Origin of the sequence: Streptomyces sp. NPDC048590 (assembly GCF_043199535.1) — a bacterium.
GTDB lineage: Bacteria > Actinomycetota > Actinomycetes > Streptomycetales > Streptomycetaceae > Streptomyces.
This window is the reverse complement of sequence record NZ_JBICWC010000003.1, coordinates 544,945-562,550: the sequence shown is the minus strand read 5'-3', so window position 1 is coordinate 562,550 and position 17,606 is coordinate 544,945. Positions and strand designations below refer to the sequence as shown.

Here is a 17,606-nt window from a genome sequence, read left to right as displayed (position 1 = left end):
GGAGGTCCCGGCCCCGCGAGATGCTCGCGGGGCCGGGACCTCCGGTGGTGCACAGCGGCTGATCAGGCCTCGAAGACCTCGGCGACCAGCTGCGCCTGCTCGGCCTGGTGACGCTTGGCCGAACCGACCGCCGGGGACGAGCCGTGCGGACGCGAGATGCGGCGCAGGCGCTCGCCGTGCGGCACATCGGCGCCGACGGCCAGGTCGAGGTGGTCGATCAGGTTGAGCGCGATGAACGGCCACGCACCCTGGTTTGCCGGCTCCTCCTGGGCCCAGAGGTACTTCTCGGCGTTCGGGTACTTGGCGATCTCGGCCTGGATCTCCGCACCCGGCAGCGGGTACAGACGCTCCAGCCGGATGATCGCGGTCTCCGTGTCGCCACGCTTCTCGCGCTCGGCGTCCAGGTCGTAGTAGAGCTTGCCGGACACGAAGACGACCTTGCGGACGTCCTCGGCCTTCACCGTGTCGTCGCCGATCACGGGGCGGAAGCCACCGCTGGTGAACTCCTCCACCTTCGACGCGGCCGCCTTGAGGCGGAGCATCGACTTCGGGGTGAAGACGATGAGCGGCTTGTGGTGCGGGTTGTGCACCTGCCACCGCAGGAGGTGGAAGTAGTTCGACGGGAGGGTGGGCATCGCGACCGTCATGTTGTCCTGCGCGCACATCTGCAGGAAACGCTCCGGACGCGCCGACGAGTGGTCCGGGCCCTGGCCCTCGTAGCCGTGCGGGAGCAGCAGGGTGACGCCGGACGTCTGGCCCCACTTCTGCTCGGCCGAGGAGATGAACTCGTCGACGACGGTCTGGGCGCCGTTGACGAAGTCGCCGAACTGGGCCTCCCAGATCACCAGGGACTCCGGGCGGGCCAGCGAGTAGCCGTACTCGAAGCCCATCGCCGCGTACTCGCTGAGGAGCGAGTCGTAGACGTTGTAACGGGCCTGGTCGTCGGCGAGGTAGAGCAGCGGGGTGTAGTCCTCGCCGGTCTTCTGGTCGACGAGGACCGCGTGACGCTGGCCGAAGGTGCCGCGGCGGGTGTCCTGGCCGGCGAGCCGGACCGGGGTGCCCTCCATCAGCAGCGAGCCGATGGCCAGGGTCTCGCCCATGCCCCAGTCGATCGTGCCGTTCTCCACGGAGGCCGCGCGGCGCTGCATCTGCGGGAGCAGACGCGGGTGCACCGTGATGCCGTCGGGGATGTTGACCTGGGACTCGGCGATCAGCTTCACGACCTCCGAGGAGACCGCGGTGCCCACCGAGACGGGGAACTCCGCCTGGACGTCCGGGACATGCGGCTGGGACGGCGCCGAGGTGGCCTCGCGGACCTCCGCGAAGACCTTCTCCAGCTGGCCCTGGAAGTCCTGGAGGGCCTGCTCGGCCTCTTCCAGCGTGATGTCGCCGCGACCGATGAGGGACTCGGTGTAGAGCTTGCGCACCGAGCGCTTCTTGTCGATCAGGGTGTACATCTGCGGGTTGGTGAACTCCGGGTTGTCGCCCTCGTTGTGACCGCGGCGGCGGTAGCAGATGAGGTCGATCACGACGTCCTTGTTGAACGTCTGCCGGTACTCGAAGGCGAGCCGCGCGACGCGGACCACGGCCTCCGGGTCGTCGCCGTTGACGTGGATGATCGGCGCCTCGATCATGCGCGCCACGTCGGTGGCGTACATCGAGGAGCGCGAGGACTCCGGGGCGGCGGTGAAGCCGACCTGGTTGTTGATCACCACGTGCACGGTGCCGCCGGTGCGGTACCCGCGCAGCTGCGACATGTTCAGCGTCTCGGCGACGACGCCCTGGCCCGCGAAGGCCGCGTCGCCGTGGAGCGCGACGGGCAGGACCGTGAAGTCGGTGCCGCCCTTGTTGATGATGTCCTGCTTGGCGCGGGCGATGCCCTCCAGGACCGGGTCGACCGCCTCCAGGTGCGAGGGGTTGGCGGCCAGCGAGACCTTGATCTGCTCGCCGTCCAGACCGGTGAAGGTGCCCTCGGCGCCCAGGTGGTACTTGACGTCACCGGAGCCGTGCATCGACCGGGGGTCGAGGTTGCCCTCGAACTCGCGGAAGATCTGCGCGTACGACTTGCCGACGATGTTGGCGAGGACGTTGAGGCGGCCGCGGTGGGCCATGCCGATGACGACCTCGTCGAGGCGGGCCTCGGCGGCGGAGTCGATGACCGCGTCGAGCAGCGGGATGACGGACTCGCCGCCCTCCAGCGAGAACCGCTTCTGACCGACGTACTTGGTCTGCAGGAACGTCTCGAACGCCTCGGCGGCGTTGAGGCGGCGCAGGATCCGCAGCTGCTCCTCGCGCTCCGGCGCGGGGCGCGGACGCTCCACCCGGTCCTGGAGCCACTTGCGCTCCTTCGGCTCCTGGATGTGCATGAACTCGATGCCGGTGGTGCGGCAGTACGACTCACGCAGGACACCGAGGATGTCACGGAGCTTCATCATCGTCTTGCCGGCGAAACCGCCGACCGCGAACTCGCGCTCCAGGTCCCACAGGGTGAGGCCGTGCTCGGTGATGTCCAGGTCGGGGTGCTTGCGCTGGCGGTACTCCAGCGGGTCGGTGTCGGCCATCACGTGACCGCGGACCCGGTAGGAGTGGATCAGCTCGAAGACCCGCGCGGCCTTGGTGACGTCGTCGTCGTGCGAGGCGTCGATGTCCTTGAGCCAGCGGACCGGCTCGTAGGGGATGCGCAGCGCCTTGAAGATCTCGTCGTAGAAGTCGTTCTCGCCGAGGAGGAGCTGGGCCAGCACCCGCAGGAACTCGCCGGACGCGGCACCCTGGATGACCCGGTGGTCGTACGTCGAGGTCAGGGTCATGACCTTGGAGATACCGAGCTTGTTCAGGGTGTCCTGGGAGGTGCCCTGGAACTCCGCCGGGTAGTCCATCGCGCCGACGCCCATGATGAGGCCCTGTCCGGGCATCAGGCGGGGCACCGAGTGGACGGTGCCGATGCCGCCGGGGTTGGTCAGCGACGCGGTGACGCCCGAGAAGTCGTCCATGCCGAGCTTGCCGACGCGGGCCCGGCGGACGATGTCCTCGTAGGCCTGCCAGAACTCGAAGAAGTTGAGCGTCTCGGCCTTCTTGATGGCCGCGACGACGAGCTGGCGGTCGCCGTTCGGCTTCACCAGGTCGATGGCCAGCCCGAGGTTGACGTGCTCCGGCTTGACCAGGGTCGGCTTGCCGTCCTTCACCGCGAAGGAGTAGTTCATCGACGGCATGGCCTTGAGGGCCTGCACCATCGCGTACCCGATGAGGTGCGTGAAGGAGATCTTCCCGCCGCGGGCCCGCTTGAGGTGGTTGTTGATGACGATGCGGTTGTCGAAGAGCAGCTTCACCGGGACGGCGCGGACGGACGTGGCCGTCGGCAGCTCCAGGGAGGCGTTCATGTTCTTCGCGACCGCGGCCGACGGACCGCGCAGCGTCACGTACTCGGGGCCCGCGGGGGCCTCGGCCGGAGCTTCCTGCGACTTCGCCGGCGCCGGGGCGGCCTTGGCGGGCGCGGCCTTCGCCGGAGCGGCGGGCGCCTTCGCGGGAGCCGCCGGAGCGGCGGCCGCGGGCTTGGCCGGGGCGGCGGGCGCGGCCGGGGCCTCGGCCGGAGCGGAGTTGTTCACGGTGCTCGCGGCGGTGGCGGCCGGAGCCGGTGTCACCGCTTCCGCAGGTGCGGGTACGGGCTTGTCCGCCGTGCCGGACGCGCCCGGCTTGTAGTCGGCGAAGAAGTCCCACCAGGCGCGATCGACCGAATTCGGGTCCTGGAGGTACTGCTGGTAGATCTCGTCGACGAGCCACTCATTGGCGCCGAACGCAGCGGCCGGGTTCGACCCGGGGCCTGCTTCTTGATCGGTCGAGATGCTCGAGTTACTGGGGGACTGAGACGACACGGCGGCAACCGCCCTCTTCCGCTTCACAAGGTGATGGACAGCGGAAATCAAGGCTACGCCTCCCCAGCCGTTACGTGCAGGCCGGGCCGGTCTTCGTCGTGCACATCACATCAGAAGCCGGGTTTCGGCGCATGAAATGGCGGGAAACAAGCAGGGTTCCGCTGCCCTTCGGTACGCGAGGCCGCTGTACGGCCCCCTGGACCGTATCGCTTTCCCGGCCCGGAGGCAGAAACGGGCCCCTCCGCTTCGAACGCAGGGTCAATCGCGGAACTGCGTGAGCCCCGGAAGGGTGACCTGGATCCGGCAGCCCCGGGCGGATTCGGCCACCCTGATCCGGCCGCCGTGCAGATCCACCGCCCAGCGGGCGATCGCCAGGCCGAGCCCCGTACCGCCGTCGCTGCCGGGGCCGTGCGGGGACGGCGCCTGGCCCCGGTTGAAGCGCTCGAACACCCGGTGGCGCTCCGCCTCCGGGATGCCCGGGCCCTCGTCGACGACCTCGAGCTCCAGCGACTCGGGATGCGCGCCGCGCCGTGCCAGCACGGTGACCCGGCCGTGCGGCGGGCTGTGCTTGACGGCGTTGTCGATGAGGTTGGCGACCACCTGGTGCAGGCGCTCCGCGTCGGCGTGAGCCGTCAGCTCGGGTGGCGACACGTCCAGATGCAGATGGACATCTGTACGGGTGTGGTTGCCGGAACCTGAGGAGAGGCGGCGGTGGGAGGCGGCCAGATTCGCCTCCTTCAGTACGCCGGAGAGATACGGCCAGACCTCGAATCGGCGTGCCTTGATCTGGACCACACCGTTGTCCAGCCTGGACAGGTCCAGCAGCGTCTCCACCAGCCGGCCCAGGCGCTCCGTCTGCTTCAGCGCCGTACGCATCGTCTCGGGGTCGGCCTCGGACACCCCGTCCACGACGTTCTCCAGCACGGCTCTGAGCGCGGCGATCGGGGTGCGCAGCTCATGTGAGACGTTGGCCACCAGCTCCTTCCGGTGCCGGTCCTCCGCCTCCAGATCGTCCGTCATGCGGTTGATCGTCTGGGCGAGGTCGCCCAGCTCGTCACGCCGCCCGGCGCCGCTCACCCGTCTCGTGTAGTCGCCGTGCGAGATGGACCGGGCCACGGCGCGCATCTCGTCCAGCGGCGCCGTCAGCCCGTGCGCCACGAACTGGGTGATCAGCAGGGTGGCGATCACCGAGAAGACGGTGATGAACCTGAACTCGGTCCTGGTCCGCAGCGCGACGATCAGCAGTCCGGTCGTGATGAACACGGAGACCACCACGAGCGTGCCCAGCTTGGCCTTGATGGAGAACGGCCGCAGTCCTGAGCCGGGCCGCGTCATGGCGCGGGGGTCTCCAGGGCGTAGCCGACGCCGTGCACGGTGCGGATCCGCTCGGCGCCGATCTTCCGGCGCAGGGCCTTGATGTGGCTGTCGACCGTGCGCGTACCCGAGGCGTCCGCCCAGTCCCAGACCTCGGCCAGCAGCTGCTCCCGCGACAGCACCGCGCGCGGGGTGTTCGCCAGGCAGACCAGCAGGTCGAACTCGGTCGGCGTGAGGTGCACGTCGTCGGCGCGTACCCGGACGCGGCGCTGCGAGTGGTCGATCTCCAGTTCGCCGAGGCGCAGGATCCCGCTGCGGGGTGTGACGGCCGCGAGAGCGGCCCGCTCGACCCTGCGCAGCAGGACGTGGACGCGCGCCGCGAGCTCCCGCATGGAGAACGGCTTGGTCATGTAGTCGTCCGCGCCGACCCCGAGCCCGACCAGCATGTCGGTCTCGTCGTCGCGTGCGGTGAGCATCAGCACCGGCACGGGGCGCTGGGCCTGCACGCGTCGGCAGACCTCCAGGCCGTCGAAGCCGGGGAGCATGATGTCGAGCAGCATCAGGTCCGGCTGCCACGCCTCGGCCGCGTCCACGGCCGACGGACCGTCGGACGCGGTCTGCACCAGGAAGCCCTCCGCCCGCAGTCGGGCGGAAATGGCGTCGACGATCGTCGCGTCGTCCTCGACCACCAGCACCCGGCGCTGAGCCCCGGGGGTGGCCGCCGCGCCGTTGTGGGTGGTGTGTGTCTGTTCCATCGCCCCGCCCCTGCCCGTTCTCGCGGAGGCCATTCCTCCGGAGGCACGGTTGTCGCTTGTGGATTTCGTCGGTAGGCCCCTTGTGCCGGTCAGCAGCGTAAAGGCAGAGGACGTCTCCCGGCTACGCAGGGTGTTGTCCGGCATGAAGGTGTTACCCGCGGGAAAGGATACGGACCGGCGGGGTGGGGCCGCTCCACCCCGGGCGGGACCGGGGTGTACATACCGGGTGGGGGTTCAGTCTTCGCGCGATGCGAGATGGACCACGTCCGGAACACCTCGGGCAACGGCTACTTCTTCGGTTCTTACCGCGCGGAATCCGGCATTCCGCAGCGCCGCGCCGAACTCCGGGGACGGTTGTGCGGACCACACGGCGAGGACCCCGCCCGGCGTCAGCCGGGCCCGGCAGGCCGCGAGGCCGGTGGGGGAGTAGAGGCTCCCGTTGTCCTCCGTGACGGTCCATTCCGGACCGTTGTCGATGTCCAGGCACAGCGCGTCGTAACGCTCCGTGGTCGTACGGAGGTGTTCTACGAGGTCGGTACGGAGGATCTCCGTCCTGGGGTCGGACAGCGCCGGACCGGTGATCCGCCCGAGCGGGCCGTCCTGGTGCCAGTCGACCACCGCCTCCTCGCGCTCGGCCACCACGATCCGGCCCCAGCGGTCCTCCTCGGCCGCCCGCACGAGCGAGAACCCGACGCCGAGCCCGCCGATGAGGACCGACGGGTCCTGCCGGTTCCCGGGCAGGGCGGCCAGCGCGGCATCCACCAGCAGGCGCTCGGAACGCCCGTCGGAGGTGTCCATCAGGAAGCATCCGTTGGCGATGATCTCGAAGTGCTCGCCACGCTCACGCAGGACGACTTCGCCGAAGGGGCCGTCGCGGCGGTCGAGGACGACGGGGCTGTGGGCTTCTGTGGCCGGCATGCGCGGGTCTCCGGTGGGTGCTCGGGATCGTCACGGCGTGCCCATCCTTCCGCGCCGCCCCGTGCCCGGGCCAGCGGATTTCGGCCGTGCCACCCGTGGGGGTGGTGCGCCCGTCTTCCTGCCGCTGTGGGGGTTCGGCTACGCCCCAGGCGTGCACGACGGCGCTGGGCGGCTCGAATTCGCCCTGCGCGACGCCACGCGTCGGCGGGTGCTCGCGGCGTTCGGCATCCCTGCGGGCCGGTGGTGCTCATGGGGACGACCCGGCGGGCACCGGGTGCGGTCACCGCGCCGCCGCGTCCCACCTCCGGGCGAAGGGGTCCGGATGCGTGCCGGCCGGGGGCGTAGGAGTCGGCGCGATGCGGCGCAAAGGGCTGGAGGGGCGGTGTCCCCCGTGCTTGCATGGGTTTCATGGTGTCCGCCGACCGACTGCTCGCCTTCGCGGCCATGTCGTTCCTGCTGATCGTGATCCCCGGTCCCAGCGTGCTGTTCGTGGTCGGACGTGCTCTGGCGTGGGGGCGTCGTGCGGCGCTGACCACGGTGGTGGGGAACACGCTCGGCGCCTGTGTGCTGGTCGTGGCCGTGGCGTTCGGGGTGGGGGCGGTGGTGGAGCGCTCGGTTCTCGTCTTCACGGTGCTCAAGCTGGTGGGTGCCGGGTACGTGGTGTCCCTCGGCGTCAGGGCGTGGCGTGAGCGCGGATCGCTGCGGGCCGTGGTCACAGGGACGGAGGCCGCGCAGGGTGGGCTTCGCACGTTCTGGGAGGGGTTCGCGGTCGGGGTGACCAACCCGAAGACGATCGTGTTCTTCGCCGCCGTGCTGCCGCAGTTCGTCGACCGTGGCCAGGGGCATGTCGCCGCGCAGATGCTGCTGTTGGGCCTGGTCTTCAACGTGATCGCCGTGGCGTCCGACATGGTGTGGGGACTGGTCGCGGCCGGTGCCCGGGACTGGTTCGCGCGCTCGCCGCAGCGGCTTTCGCTGGTGGGCGGGATCGGCGGACTCACCATGATCGGGCTCGGTGTCACGGTCGCCACGACGGGGCGCAAGGACTGAGCTGTCCCGGCCGACGCTCTTCCGGATCACTCCCGCGGGAGCTGGTTGTCGGTGTGGGGTGGGAGAGTCCTGGGCATGACGCCGCCGGAGAACGTCGAGCGAGTGCTGCCCGGGATCGGACGCGACCTGTTCGACGTTCTCGTCATCAGGACCGACTTCAGCGACGACGAGGCGTGGACCGCCGTGGTCGAGGAATTGTGCCTGCCGTGGGGGCCGGGCGGTGAGTTCGCCGCAGCGGTGCAGCTGGTCGATGCGCCCGCCTGGTCAGGAGCAACGGCCGACGAGGTGCTTGCCGCCGTGGTGGATGAGCCCCTGGTCGTCGTCTTCCTCGCCGACCGCACCACGATGCAGTCGCCGGCGCGGGCGTTGCTGGCTCTGTCGACCACCTGGGAAGACGTGAGTGGCCTCGACCCCGTCTACTACCAGGAACTCATCGAGTCGCCGGAGCCCAGGGAATTTCGAGTCCTGCCCGTTGCCGTGCACGGTGTCCAGGTGAACCTGGCACTCGGCAACGTGGACTTCGCGGAGTACGCCGGGGCTGCATCCGAAGAGCCTGATCAGATACTGCGGCTCACCTGACCGGTACGGCGGACGGCCGTTGCCCCGGCAGACGCGAGCCGTTCGCCGGGGCATGTCGTCGAGTGACGCGCCGTGGGCGCGGATCGCGCCGTTGCTGCCGGATCGGACGGCGGGGCGCGACAGGCGGAACCCGGTCCCGTCCCGGTCGGCATGAGCGACCGCGAACCTCCCGCCGGTGACCTGGTGACCCCGCCCGGCAGCTTCCCTGACGCCCCTGCCGCAGACCGGTCGACGCGTCCTCCGATACGAGGTCGCTCGGACCTTCGCAGGATCACACGCGAGCTGATCGCCCAGAGCGAACGGGAGACGGGGAACATTCGGAGGCTCACAAGCATTGAGCCCACATAGCTCAACTTGCCTGCCGAAGGGGAGATCATGACTGCAGAGTCCGCGTCCAAGGCGTTCACGCCGATCGACCTGCCCGTGCTGCCGCTCGACGACGAGGTCGTACTGCCCGGGATGGTGGTGCCGCTCGATCTCTCGGACGCGGAGGTCCGTGGGGCGGTGGAGGCAGCGCAGGCCGTCGCCCGGCCCGGTGGCGGCAAGCCCGAGGTGCTGCTCGTGCCGCGGATCGACGGGAAGTGGACCGGGACCGGTGTCCTCGGCACCGTCGAACAGGTCGGGCGTCTTTCGGACGGCGATCCGGGGGCGCTGATCCGGGCCCGTGACCGGGTACGGATCGGAGCCGGGACCAGCGGTCCCGGGAACGCGCTGTGGGTCGAGGGCACCAGGATCGACGTGTCCCTGCCCGACCCCCTGCCCGGATCGGTCGCCGAGCTGGCCCGGGAGTACAAGGCCCTGGCGACCAGCTGGCTGAAGAAGCGCGGTGCCTGGCAGGTCGTGGACCGTGTCCAGCAGATCGAGGACGTCTCCGCCCTCGCCGACAACTCCGGCTACTCACCCTTCCTCACCACCGCCCAGAAGGTGCGGCTGCTGGAGACCGCCGACGCGGTCGCCCGTCTGAAGCTGGCCCTGCAGTGGCTGGGCGAGCACCTCGCCGAACAGGACGTGGCGGAGACCATCGCCAAGGACGTCCAGGAGGGCGTCGACAAGCAGCAGCGTGAATTCCTGCTGCGGCGCCAGCTCGACGCAGTACGCAAGGAGCTCTCCGACCTCAACGGCGAGCCGGACGACGAGTCGGGCGACTACCGGGCTCGTGTCGAGGCCGCGGAGCTTCCCGGGCACGTCCGCGAGGCCGCGCTCAAGGAGGTCGAGAAGCTGGAGCGCGCCTCCGACCAGAGCCCCGAGGGTTCGTGGATCAGGACGTGGCTGGACACCGTCCTCGAACTCCCCTGGAACGAGCGGACCGAGGACACCTACGACATCAAGGGCGCGCAGGAGATCCTGGACGCCGAGCACGCGGGCCTGCAGGACGTGAAGGAACGCATCACCGAGTACCTCGCGGTGCGCAAGCGCCGTGCCGACCGGGGGCTCGGGGTGGTCGGCGGCAGGCGGGGCGGTGCGGTGCTCGCGCTGGTGGGGCCGCCCGGGGTCGGCAAGACCTCGCTCGGCGAGAGCGTCGCGCACGCCATGGGCCGCTCCTTCGTCCGGGTCGCGCTCGGCGGGGTCCGGGACGAGGCTGAGATCAGGGGACACCGGCGGACCTACGTCGGCGCGCTCCCCGGGCGGATCGTACGCGCGATCAAGGAGGCCGGCTCGATGAACCCGGTGGTCCTGCTCGACGAGATCGACAAGGTCGGCTCCGACTTCCGGGGCGACCCCGCCGCCGCGCTGCTCGAAGTGCTCGACCCGGCGCAGAACCACACGTTCCGCGACCACTACCTGGAGGTCGAACTCGACCTCAGCGACGTGGTGTTCCTGGCCACCGCCAACGTCGTCGAATCCATCCCGGAGGCCCTGCTCGACCGCATGGAACTGGTCACGCTGGACGGGTACACCGAGGACGAGAAGGTCGTCATCGCGCGCGACCACCTCCTCCCGCGCCAGCTGGAGCGGGCCGGCCTGGCGGAGGGAGAGGTCTCGCTCGACGAGTCCGCACTGCGCAAGCTGGCCGGCGAGTACACCCGCGAGGCCGGGGTGCGGAATCTGGAGCGTGCCGTCGGACGGCTGCTCCGCAAGGTCGCGGCCCAGCACGAACTGGGCGAGCGGGAGATCCCGTTCGCGGTGTCCGACGGGGACCTGCGCGGTCTGATCGGGCGGCCGCACCATGTGCCGGAGTCCGCCCAGGACCCGGCGGAGCGCCGGACCGCGGTGCCGGGTGTGGCCACGGGCCTGGCCGTGACCGGGGCGGGCGGCGACGTCCTCTTCGTCGAGGCGTCACTGGCCGATCCGGAGACCGGGGCGTCCGGACTGACCCTGACAGGTCAGCTCGGCGACGTCATGAAGGAGTCCGCGCAGATCGCGCTGAGCTTCCTCCGCTCGCACGGCGCCGAACTGGAGCTCCCGGTCGCGGACCTCAAGGACCGGGGCGTGCACATCCACTTCCCGGCGGGCGCGGTCCCCAAGGACGGCCCGAGTGCGGGCATCACCCTGACGACCGCGCTGGCCTCGCTGCTCTCCGGGCGGCTGGTCCGCACGGACGTGGCGATGACCGGCGAGGTGTCGCTGACCGGCAGGGTGCTGCCGATCGGGGGACTGAAGCAGAAGCTGCTGGCCGCCCACCGCGCGGGTGTCACGACCGTGGTGATCCCCCAGCGGAACGAGGCCGATCTGGACGACGTCCCCGCCGAGGTCCTCGACGCACTGGACGTCCACCCGGTGACGGACGTGCGCCAGGTGCTGGAGATCGCGCTGGCCCCGGCCTCGGCCGGGGTGCAAAGGGTCCCGGCCGCCGCGTAGGCGTCACGCTGTGACGGACGTGGCGCCACGTCCCCGGCCGGTACGGACGTCCCGCCCTCCCCGGAGGGCGGGACGTTCCGCGTGCGCCAGGAGCGGCGTGCGGTGACGCCACGCGTGCTGATCCGCGCCCGGGCAGAGGTCCGGTCTCCGCCACAGGGCCACGCCTGCGAAATACTGATCCGGCTGCGGCGACGGCCGCGGTGGGCAGGGTCTTCCATCGGCGGGAAAGCGTAGAGGGGTGCCGGCGTGCACGGGAGTGGCAGCGGTGGTGAACCCGGGCGGACTCCGGGGCGGGACGTGGACCACGAGTTCCTCGCTCTGGAGCGGGAGCTCTCGGTCTTCCTGCGCCGGGCGCGGGCCAATTCCGGCGAGATGGCGCGCGAGGTCCACCCGGACCTGGAGGCGGCCGCCTACGGGCTCCTCGTCCGGCTGGAATCCACCGGACCGCAGCGGGCGACGGACCTCGCCGCCTACTTCGGGGTGGGCAAGGCGACCATGAGCCGTCAGCTGCACGCCCTGGAGCGGCTCGGGCTGGTGGCACGCGAGACCGATCCCGCCGACGGCCGTGCCTGGCTCGTCCATCTCACGGACGAGGGCCTCGCGCGCTTCACCAGCGTCCGGGACGCCCGGCGCGGACGCTACGCCCGGAAACTCGCGGACTGGGACAGGAGCGAGATCGCGGAACTGGCCCGTCTCCTCCACCACTTCAACGAGCGCTCCGAGGACTGAGCCACAGCGTCCGGGCCTCCCCGGCCCCGGAGCGTTCGGGCCCCGGCCGGGTGCGGGGCGGCCGGTCAGAGCTCGACGAGGACCGCGGTCGCGTCGTCGTGCGGCTTGCCGCGGCGCGGGCGGCCGCTGTCCCTGTCCGCCCGTTCGAGCTCCCTGACCCGGTCGATGAGCCCCTGCGGTCCCGCCGTACGCAGCATCTTCAGCGCGGCACCCCAGTCCCCCTCCTGGAACCGTTCGGTCCAGCGGCTCGCACCGTCGGTCAGGGCCGCGAGGGCGCGCACGTCCCCCCGCGGGGTCACGCCCGTCACGGCACGCGAGGCGACCCCGGGGTCCGCGGCGGCCGTGAAGAAGCCGCCCTCCTTGTTCCGCAGGCGCGTGTCCACGGTCTCCACCGAGGTGAGCGAACCCGCCGGCAGCCGGTCGATACGGTCGTCCAGGACCGGCGTGACCCGTCCGTCCGGAGCCTCGACGAGAAGTGCGGAGTCGGAGAGCACGAGGTGCTCGACCCGCTCCTCGTCCCAGCGCACCAGAACCACCGTCGCCTGAGGCGTGCGGGGGTGAGAAAGGTCACACGTCGAACGGTGTGCGTCGGCGGTGCGCCGGATGGACTCCGACAGGATCGAGGCGGGCGTCATATCCCTCCGCGAAGCGGACAGTTCGGCCAGGGCGCCCCCGAGTCTCGCCGTGAACCACGGCACCGAGTGCACACAGCCGTCACTGCCTGTCGGGGGTGTCACGCCGTCCAGTACGACGAGGGTGCCACCCCGTCCCTCCGCAGGGACGGAGGCCGATGCCCAGTCCTCGTTGGGGCGTTCGGGGCCGCCCGGTTCGCTGGCGAGTTCGATGCGCATCCCGGCAGTCTGCACGATGCCTTCACGGAGCCTGCACGATCCGGAGGTTGGACCGTACCAGCAGGTCAGAATGGCCACCGGCCGCCGGAGCCAGGGCTCCAGGCATATGCGGGCGGGCATACTGCCAAAGGCTGGCCGTAAGTTCCACCTCGCCCGTCGCGCGTGAGCCGGGGCGCCGGTGGGGAGACTTGTTCGCCAACTCCGGAGTGATGTTCACTCGTTCGAGTGGCGGAGCGGTTGATGCACGGCCCCCTCTCAAAAGCGCTGGAATCGTCGGAAGCCGTACGGGGTGCCCAGGGTGGGCGCCCATCCACGTGACCGTGCGTCATCTCTGCTTCAAGGGCGGACGAGTCAAGATTGCGAGCACCGGTGCAGAAGAAGCGGCCTCGGAGCAAGGACAGCACGCGTGAGGAGCCCGGGGTGACGCCTCAGGCAGCGGGTGCGGCCAAGCGGACCGTGCGGGTGCGCAGCCGGCTCGTCGCCGGCGTCGCCGTCGTGGGGATCACCGTCATCGCGGCGGGCGCCCCGGCGGCCCTCGGCGCGTCCTCCGATCTCAACGAGTCCCAGCGGCTGGTCACGCTCTCCGAGCTGAACCAGCAGGCGATCACCCTCGCGCACTCCCTCGCGGACGAGCGCGACCAGGTCGTCGCCCACATCGCCGGCGGCCGCGAGGAGGAGAAGGGCGCCGACGGCGCGAACGGTCCCGCGACCCGCGTCGACCAGCAGGTGGACGAGATCCGGGACGCCGCGCCCGCGGCACTGCGCCGGGACCTCGCCGAGATCCCCTCGATCCGCCGTACCTCGCTCACCGGCAAGGGTTCGGCGATGGAGGCGTACCAGGCCTACTCGGAGGTCATCGCCAAACTCCACGACCTCGCCGAGGAGCTGGCCGAGAAGACGCCGCCGCGCGCGGCCGACGCCACGCGCGCGCCGCTCGCACTCGGTACGGCCGTGGAGCAGGCGTCCGCCACCCGCGGTCTGATCCTCGCCGCACTCGCCGTGCCCGGAACCCAGCCCCAGCAGCCGCAGATCGACCCGTTCACCGGTCTGCCCGTCCAGGGCCAGGACACCGGCGGCAGCGAGGACGACCGCGCACGTGACGAGCTCAGCGCCGCCGCGCAGCAGGCGCGGGTGCGCGAACTGGCCTCCCTCGCCGAGTTCGACCAGGCGGCCGGGACCTCGGCCCGGAACAAGCTCTCCTCCACGGTGACCGGTTCCGAGGTCACCCGTGCGGAGAAGTACCTGACCCGGTTCACCGACCGTCCCGAGTTCTCGGACGACGACCGTGAGGCGGACCCGGAAAAGGTCGCCGCCGCGCTCTCCGCCCGTATCGACCGGATGCGCGGGGTCGAGTCCGCGCTCGGCACGGAGCAGGTGCAGCGGCTCGAGGCACTCCGTGACGACGATGTCACCGCGCTGGAGCTGCGCCTCGCCCTGCTCGGCGGCTGTCTGCTGATCGCCGTCGGCGTCTCCACCGCCGTGGCCCGTACCCTCACCCAGCCGCTGGCCGTGCTGCGGATCGGGGCCGGCCGCATCGCGGCGGAGCCCGAGACCGCCGAGCCGGTTCGCTACACCGGGCGCAACGACGAGTTCGCCCAGGTCGTGCGCTCCATCAACGCCCTGCACGGCAAGCTCCACGAGCTGCACCACGACGTCACCGACCGGCTCGCGACCATGCAGACCGAGCGTGCCGAACTCGTCGCGGGCCGCGAGGCGCTCACCCTGCAGCGGGCCGAACTCCAGGTCAGGGTGGCGGAACTCACCGGACACCTCGAACGCCTGCGCAACACGGTCCACCACACCTTCGTCAACCTCTCGCTGCGCACACTCGGCCTGGTGGAGCGCCAGCTCGGCGTCATCGAGAGCATGGAGGAACGCGAGCAGGACCCGGAGCGTCTCTCGACCCTGTTCAAGCTGGACCACATGGCCACGGTCATACGGCGCCACAGCGAGAACATGCTGGTCCTCGCGGGAACGGACCACAACCAGGGGCACGCGAACCCGATCCCGCTGGTCGACGTCCTGCGCGCCGCGGTCAGCGAGATCGAGCGGTACGAGCGGGTCACCATCCAGTCCCTTCCGCCGCACGCCCAGATCGCGGGCTTCGCCGCGGACGACCTGAGCCACCTCGTCGCCGAACTCCTGGAGAACGCGACCTCCTTCTCCCCGCCCGACTCCCATGTCGAACTCTCCGGCTGGCTGCTGGAGACAGGGGAGGTGATGCTCTCCGTGCAGGACGAGGGCATCGGCATGTCGGCGGTCCGGATGAGCGAGCTCAATGCGAGGCTTGCGGACCCCGCGTCCTTCGAGGCGGGCGAACAGGCCGCGGACGGGGCGGGGCTGGGACTCCAGGTGACCTCGCTGCTGGCGGCCCGCCACGGGGTACGGGTCCAGCTTCGCGAACAGAAGGGGAGCGGGGTGACCGCGGTCGTCGTCCTTCCGCAGGCGCTGCTGCCCAAGGCGCCGCCCGCGGCCTCGCCGCCGCCGGTGCCGCGTCCGGGCGACGCCCCCACGCTCAACCTCCCCGGGTCGGTCGCGGAGGCCAACTCCAACGCCCTGCCGCCCCGCTCGGCGGCCCCCGCCGGCGACCCGCTGATCGCGGCCGCGGAGCGGACCCTTCAGGCCGCGGGCACCGAGCCGGCCGCACCCGGTGCCGCGGCACCCGCACCGCCGGCGGCACCCACGCCGGCCCAGGCGCCCGCGGAGGTGGCCCCCACGACCGTGGGCGGACCCTCCGCCGGAGTGCCCGAGGAGTCCGAGTCCGAGACCACGATGCAGGTCCGGCTGCCCGCGCAGCAGGCCGCGCCGAGCCCGTACGCCATCGGACCCGACCGTCACGAGCGCGCCGCCGACACGAGCCCGGCCACGGCTCCGGCGTCCGCCCCGGCCCCGGCCGCCGATGCCGTGCCGGGCCCCCGGCAGCCGTTGACCGGCCTCGGCGAGGAGGTGCCCGACCCGGCGCCCTCGCCTGAGCGGCTCACGGACAAGGGGCTGCCCAAGCGCACCCCCAAGATCTCCGCGCCCCCGTCCGCCCCGGTCACCGAGCGGAAGGGCACCTTGGACAAGGAGGCCCTGCGCCGTCGGCTCGGAGGCTTTCACCAGGGTGCCAAGGACGGCCGCCGCGACGTCGAGGCGGAGATCGCCGACAGCGGCGCACAGACCGACCACGGCCGTACCGACGGCCGCATCGATGAGACGGGGGACACAGTCGAGGAGGCACGCAGTTGACTGCGCCCAGCACGTTCGGGCTGAGTACCGAGGCCCGGAACCTTCACTGGTTGCTGAGCAATCTCGTGGAGGAGGTGCCAGGGGTCCACTCGGTCACCGTCGTCTCGTCCGACGGACTCATGCTGCTCTCCTCGGACCCCGGTCTCGCGGCGGCGAGGACGGAAGGACGGAGGACGGGGCCCCGCGGCTCCAGCGCCGACCTCGCCACCATCGTCTCCGGCATCGGATCGCTCACGATCGGTGCCGCCAAACTGATGGACGGCGGCGGCGTCAAGCAGACGATGGTCGCGATGGACGAGGGCAGTGTCTTCGTCATGTCGATCAGTGACGGCTCCCTGCTCGGAGTGCACGCCACGCCCGACTGCGACATGAGCGTCATCGCCTACCACATGGCGCTCTTCGTCGGCCGCGCCGGACATGTACTCACCCCCGAACTCCGCAGTGAGCTGCGCAAATCGATGGAGAGCACCCAGTGACCTCAGCTGCTGAACCCGTACGAAAACTCCCGGTCCGGGGTGCCGACCGCAAGGCCGCGCGAGTCCGCCCGTACTCCCTCACCGGGGGTCGCACCCGCTTTGGGCACGTCCTGCTCGTGGAGACCTTCGTCGCCGCGCTGGACGCTCCGGAGGAGCGAAGAGAGCTCACCAACGGCAACCTCGCCTCGCGCGTCATGCCCGAGCTCCACGCCATCGTCGAGCTGTGCCGCCGTATGCGTACGGTCGCGGAGATCTCGGCGCTGCTGAAGATGCCGCTCGGCGTGGTCCGAGTGCTCCTCAGCGACTTGGCCGACCAGGGAAAGATCCGCGTCTACGGGACCGGCCACGGTGCCGGCCAGCCCGACCGCGCGCTGCTCGAAAGGGTGCTCAATGGACTCCGCCGTCTCTGAGGCGCCGCTCTTCACCCCGCGCAAGCGGGACCCGCAGGCCCGGCCCGAGGAGTCGGTGCAGGCCTGGCAGCTCGACCACACGCGCGCGCCGATCGCCACCAAGATCGTGGTGGCGGGCGGGTTCGGCGTCGGCAAGACGACCTTCGTGGGCTCGGTCTCCGAGATAACCCCGCTGCAGACCGAAGCGCTGATGACGCAGGCCAGTGAGGAGACCGACGACCTCACGGCCACACCGGACAAGGTCACCACGACCGTCGCGATGGACTTCGGCCGTCTGACGCTCGACGACGACCTGGTCCTGTACGTCTTCGGCACCCCCGGTCAGCAGCGCTTCTGGTTCATGTGGGACGACCTGGTGCGTGGCGCGATCGGCGCCGTGGTCCTGGCCGACACCCGCCGTCTCGCCGACTGCTTCGCGGCGCTCGACTATTTCGAGAGCTGCGGCCTTCCCTACATCGTCGCCGTCAACCACTTCGAGGGCACCCCCGGTTACGACGAGGCCGACGTCCGGGAGGCCCTGACCGTACCGCCGCACGTACCTGTTGTGATCATGGATGCGCGTAAGAGGATCACGGTCGTCGAGTCGCTGCTCGCCCTGGTGGGCCACGCCCTCGACGTCGCCCCCGAGTAA

Annotated in this window: 13 protein-coding genes; 8 read left to right on the top strand and 5 right to left on the bottom strand. The window is 70.8% G+C overall.

What is annotated here, in order from left to right:
- Window positions 1-62: 62 nt before the first annotated feature.
- The 4 genes from ACGFNN_RS10790 to ACGFNN_RS10775 all read right to left on the bottom strand — a co-directional run bounded on the left by ACGFNN_RS10790 (window position 63) and on the right by ACGFNN_RS10775 (window position 6,856).
- On the bottom strand, window positions 63-3,869 hold the full coding sequence (locus ACGFNN_RS10790) for a multifunctional oxoglutarate decarboxylase/oxoglutarate dehydrogenase thiamine pyrophosphate-binding subunit/dihydrolipoyllysine-residue succinyltransferase subunit (RefSeq protein ID WP_393554695.1): 3,807 nt from the start codon (window positions 3,867-3,869) through the stop codon (window positions 63-65).
- 258 nt (window positions 3,870-4,127) lie between these two features.
- Window positions 4,128-5,204, bottom strand: a complete 1,077-nt coding sequence (locus tag ACGFNN_RS10785; protein WP_393554693.1) for an ATP-binding protein — start codon at window positions 5,202-5,204, stop codon at window positions 4,128-4,130.
- Window positions 5,201-5,938: a response regulator transcription factor gene (locus ACGFNN_RS10780; protein ID WP_362554448.1), complete on the bottom strand. Its 738-nt coding sequence runs from the start codon at window positions 5,936-5,938 to the stop codon at window positions 5,201-5,203. The genes ACGFNN_RS10785 and ACGFNN_RS10780 overlap by 4 nt, the downstream gene beginning before the upstream one ends.
- 234 nt (window positions 5,939-6,172) lie before the next feature.
- Complete coding sequence (locus ACGFNN_RS10775; RefSeq protein WP_393554691.1) at window positions 6,173-6,856, bottom strand: spermidine synthase; 684 nt, start codon at window positions 6,854-6,856, stop codon at window positions 6,173-6,175.
- A 408-nt stretch (window positions 6,857-7,264) separates the two neighbouring features.
- On the opposite strand from ACGFNN_RS10775, the gene ACGFNN_RS10770 reads away from it, so the two are divergent.
- The 4 genes from ACGFNN_RS10770 (at window position 7,265) to ACGFNN_RS10755 (ending at window position 12,010) form a co-directional block, all read left to right on the top strand.
- Window positions 7,265-7,903 carry a LysE family translocator gene (locus ACGFNN_RS10770; RefSeq protein WP_393554689.1) on the top strand — a complete coding sequence of 213 codons (639 nt, stop codon included), beginning with the start codon at window positions 7,265-7,267 and terminating at the stop codon, window positions 7,901-7,903.
- A 75-nt stretch (window positions 7,904-7,978) separates the two neighbouring features.
- On the top strand, window positions 7,979-8,482 hold the full coding sequence (locus tag ACGFNN_RS10765; protein WP_393554687.1) for a DUF6924 domain-containing protein: 504 nt from the start codon (window positions 7,979-7,981) through the stop codon (window positions 8,480-8,482).
- 375 nt (window positions 8,483-8,857) lie between these two features.
- Complete coding sequence (gene lon / locus ACGFNN_RS10760; RefSeq protein WP_393554685.1) at window positions 8,858-11,281, top strand: endopeptidase La; 2,424 nt, start codon at window positions 8,858-8,860, stop codon at window positions 11,279-11,281.
- 246 nt (window positions 11,282-11,527) lie between these two features.
- Complete coding sequence (locus ACGFNN_RS10755) at window positions 11,528-12,010, top strand: MarR family winged helix-turn-helix transcriptional regulator (RefSeq protein ID WP_393554683.1); 483 nt, start codon at window positions 11,528-11,530, stop codon at window positions 12,008-12,010.
- Window positions 12,011-12,075: 65 nt separating this feature from the next.
- Here ACGFNN_RS10755 and ACGFNN_RS10750 read toward each other — a convergent pair whose 3' ends face one another.
- Window positions 12,076-12,861, bottom strand: coding sequence for a protein phosphatase 2C domain-containing protein (locus ACGFNN_RS10750; protein WP_393554681.1), 786 nt, complete (start codon window positions 12,859-12,861; stop codon window positions 12,076-12,078).
- Between the two features lie 369 nt (window positions 12,862-13,230).
- Between ACGFNN_RS10750 and ACGFNN_RS10745 the strand changes: the two genes are divergently transcribed.
- The 4 genes from ACGFNN_RS10745 to ACGFNN_RS10730 are packed head-to-tail and all read left to right on the top strand — an operon-like array spanning window position 13,231 to window position 17,606.
- Window positions 13,231-16,089: a nitrate- and nitrite sensing domain-containing protein gene (locus ACGFNN_RS10745; RefSeq protein ID WP_393554679.1), complete on the top strand. Its 2,859-nt coding sequence runs from the start codon at window positions 13,231-13,233 to the stop codon at window positions 16,087-16,089.
- Window positions 16,086-16,565: a roadblock/LC7 domain-containing protein gene (locus tag ACGFNN_RS10740; protein ID WP_393554677.1), complete on the top strand. Its 480-nt coding sequence runs from the start codon at window positions 16,086-16,088 to the stop codon at window positions 16,563-16,565. Before ACGFNN_RS10745 ends, ACGFNN_RS10740 begins: the two co-directional genes overlap by 4 nt.
- On the top strand, window positions 16,562-16,975 hold the full coding sequence (locus ACGFNN_RS10735; protein WP_362554468.1) for a DUF742 domain-containing protein: 414 nt from the start codon (window positions 16,562-16,564) through the stop codon (window positions 16,973-16,975). Before ACGFNN_RS10740 ends, ACGFNN_RS10735 begins: the two co-directional genes overlap by 4 nt.
- Entirely contained in the window at window positions 16,956-17,606 is a 651-nt protein-coding gene (locus ACGFNN_RS10730) for an ATP/GTP-binding protein (protein ID WP_362554470.1), read from the top strand. Before ACGFNN_RS10735 ends, ACGFNN_RS10730 begins: the two co-directional genes overlap by 20 nt.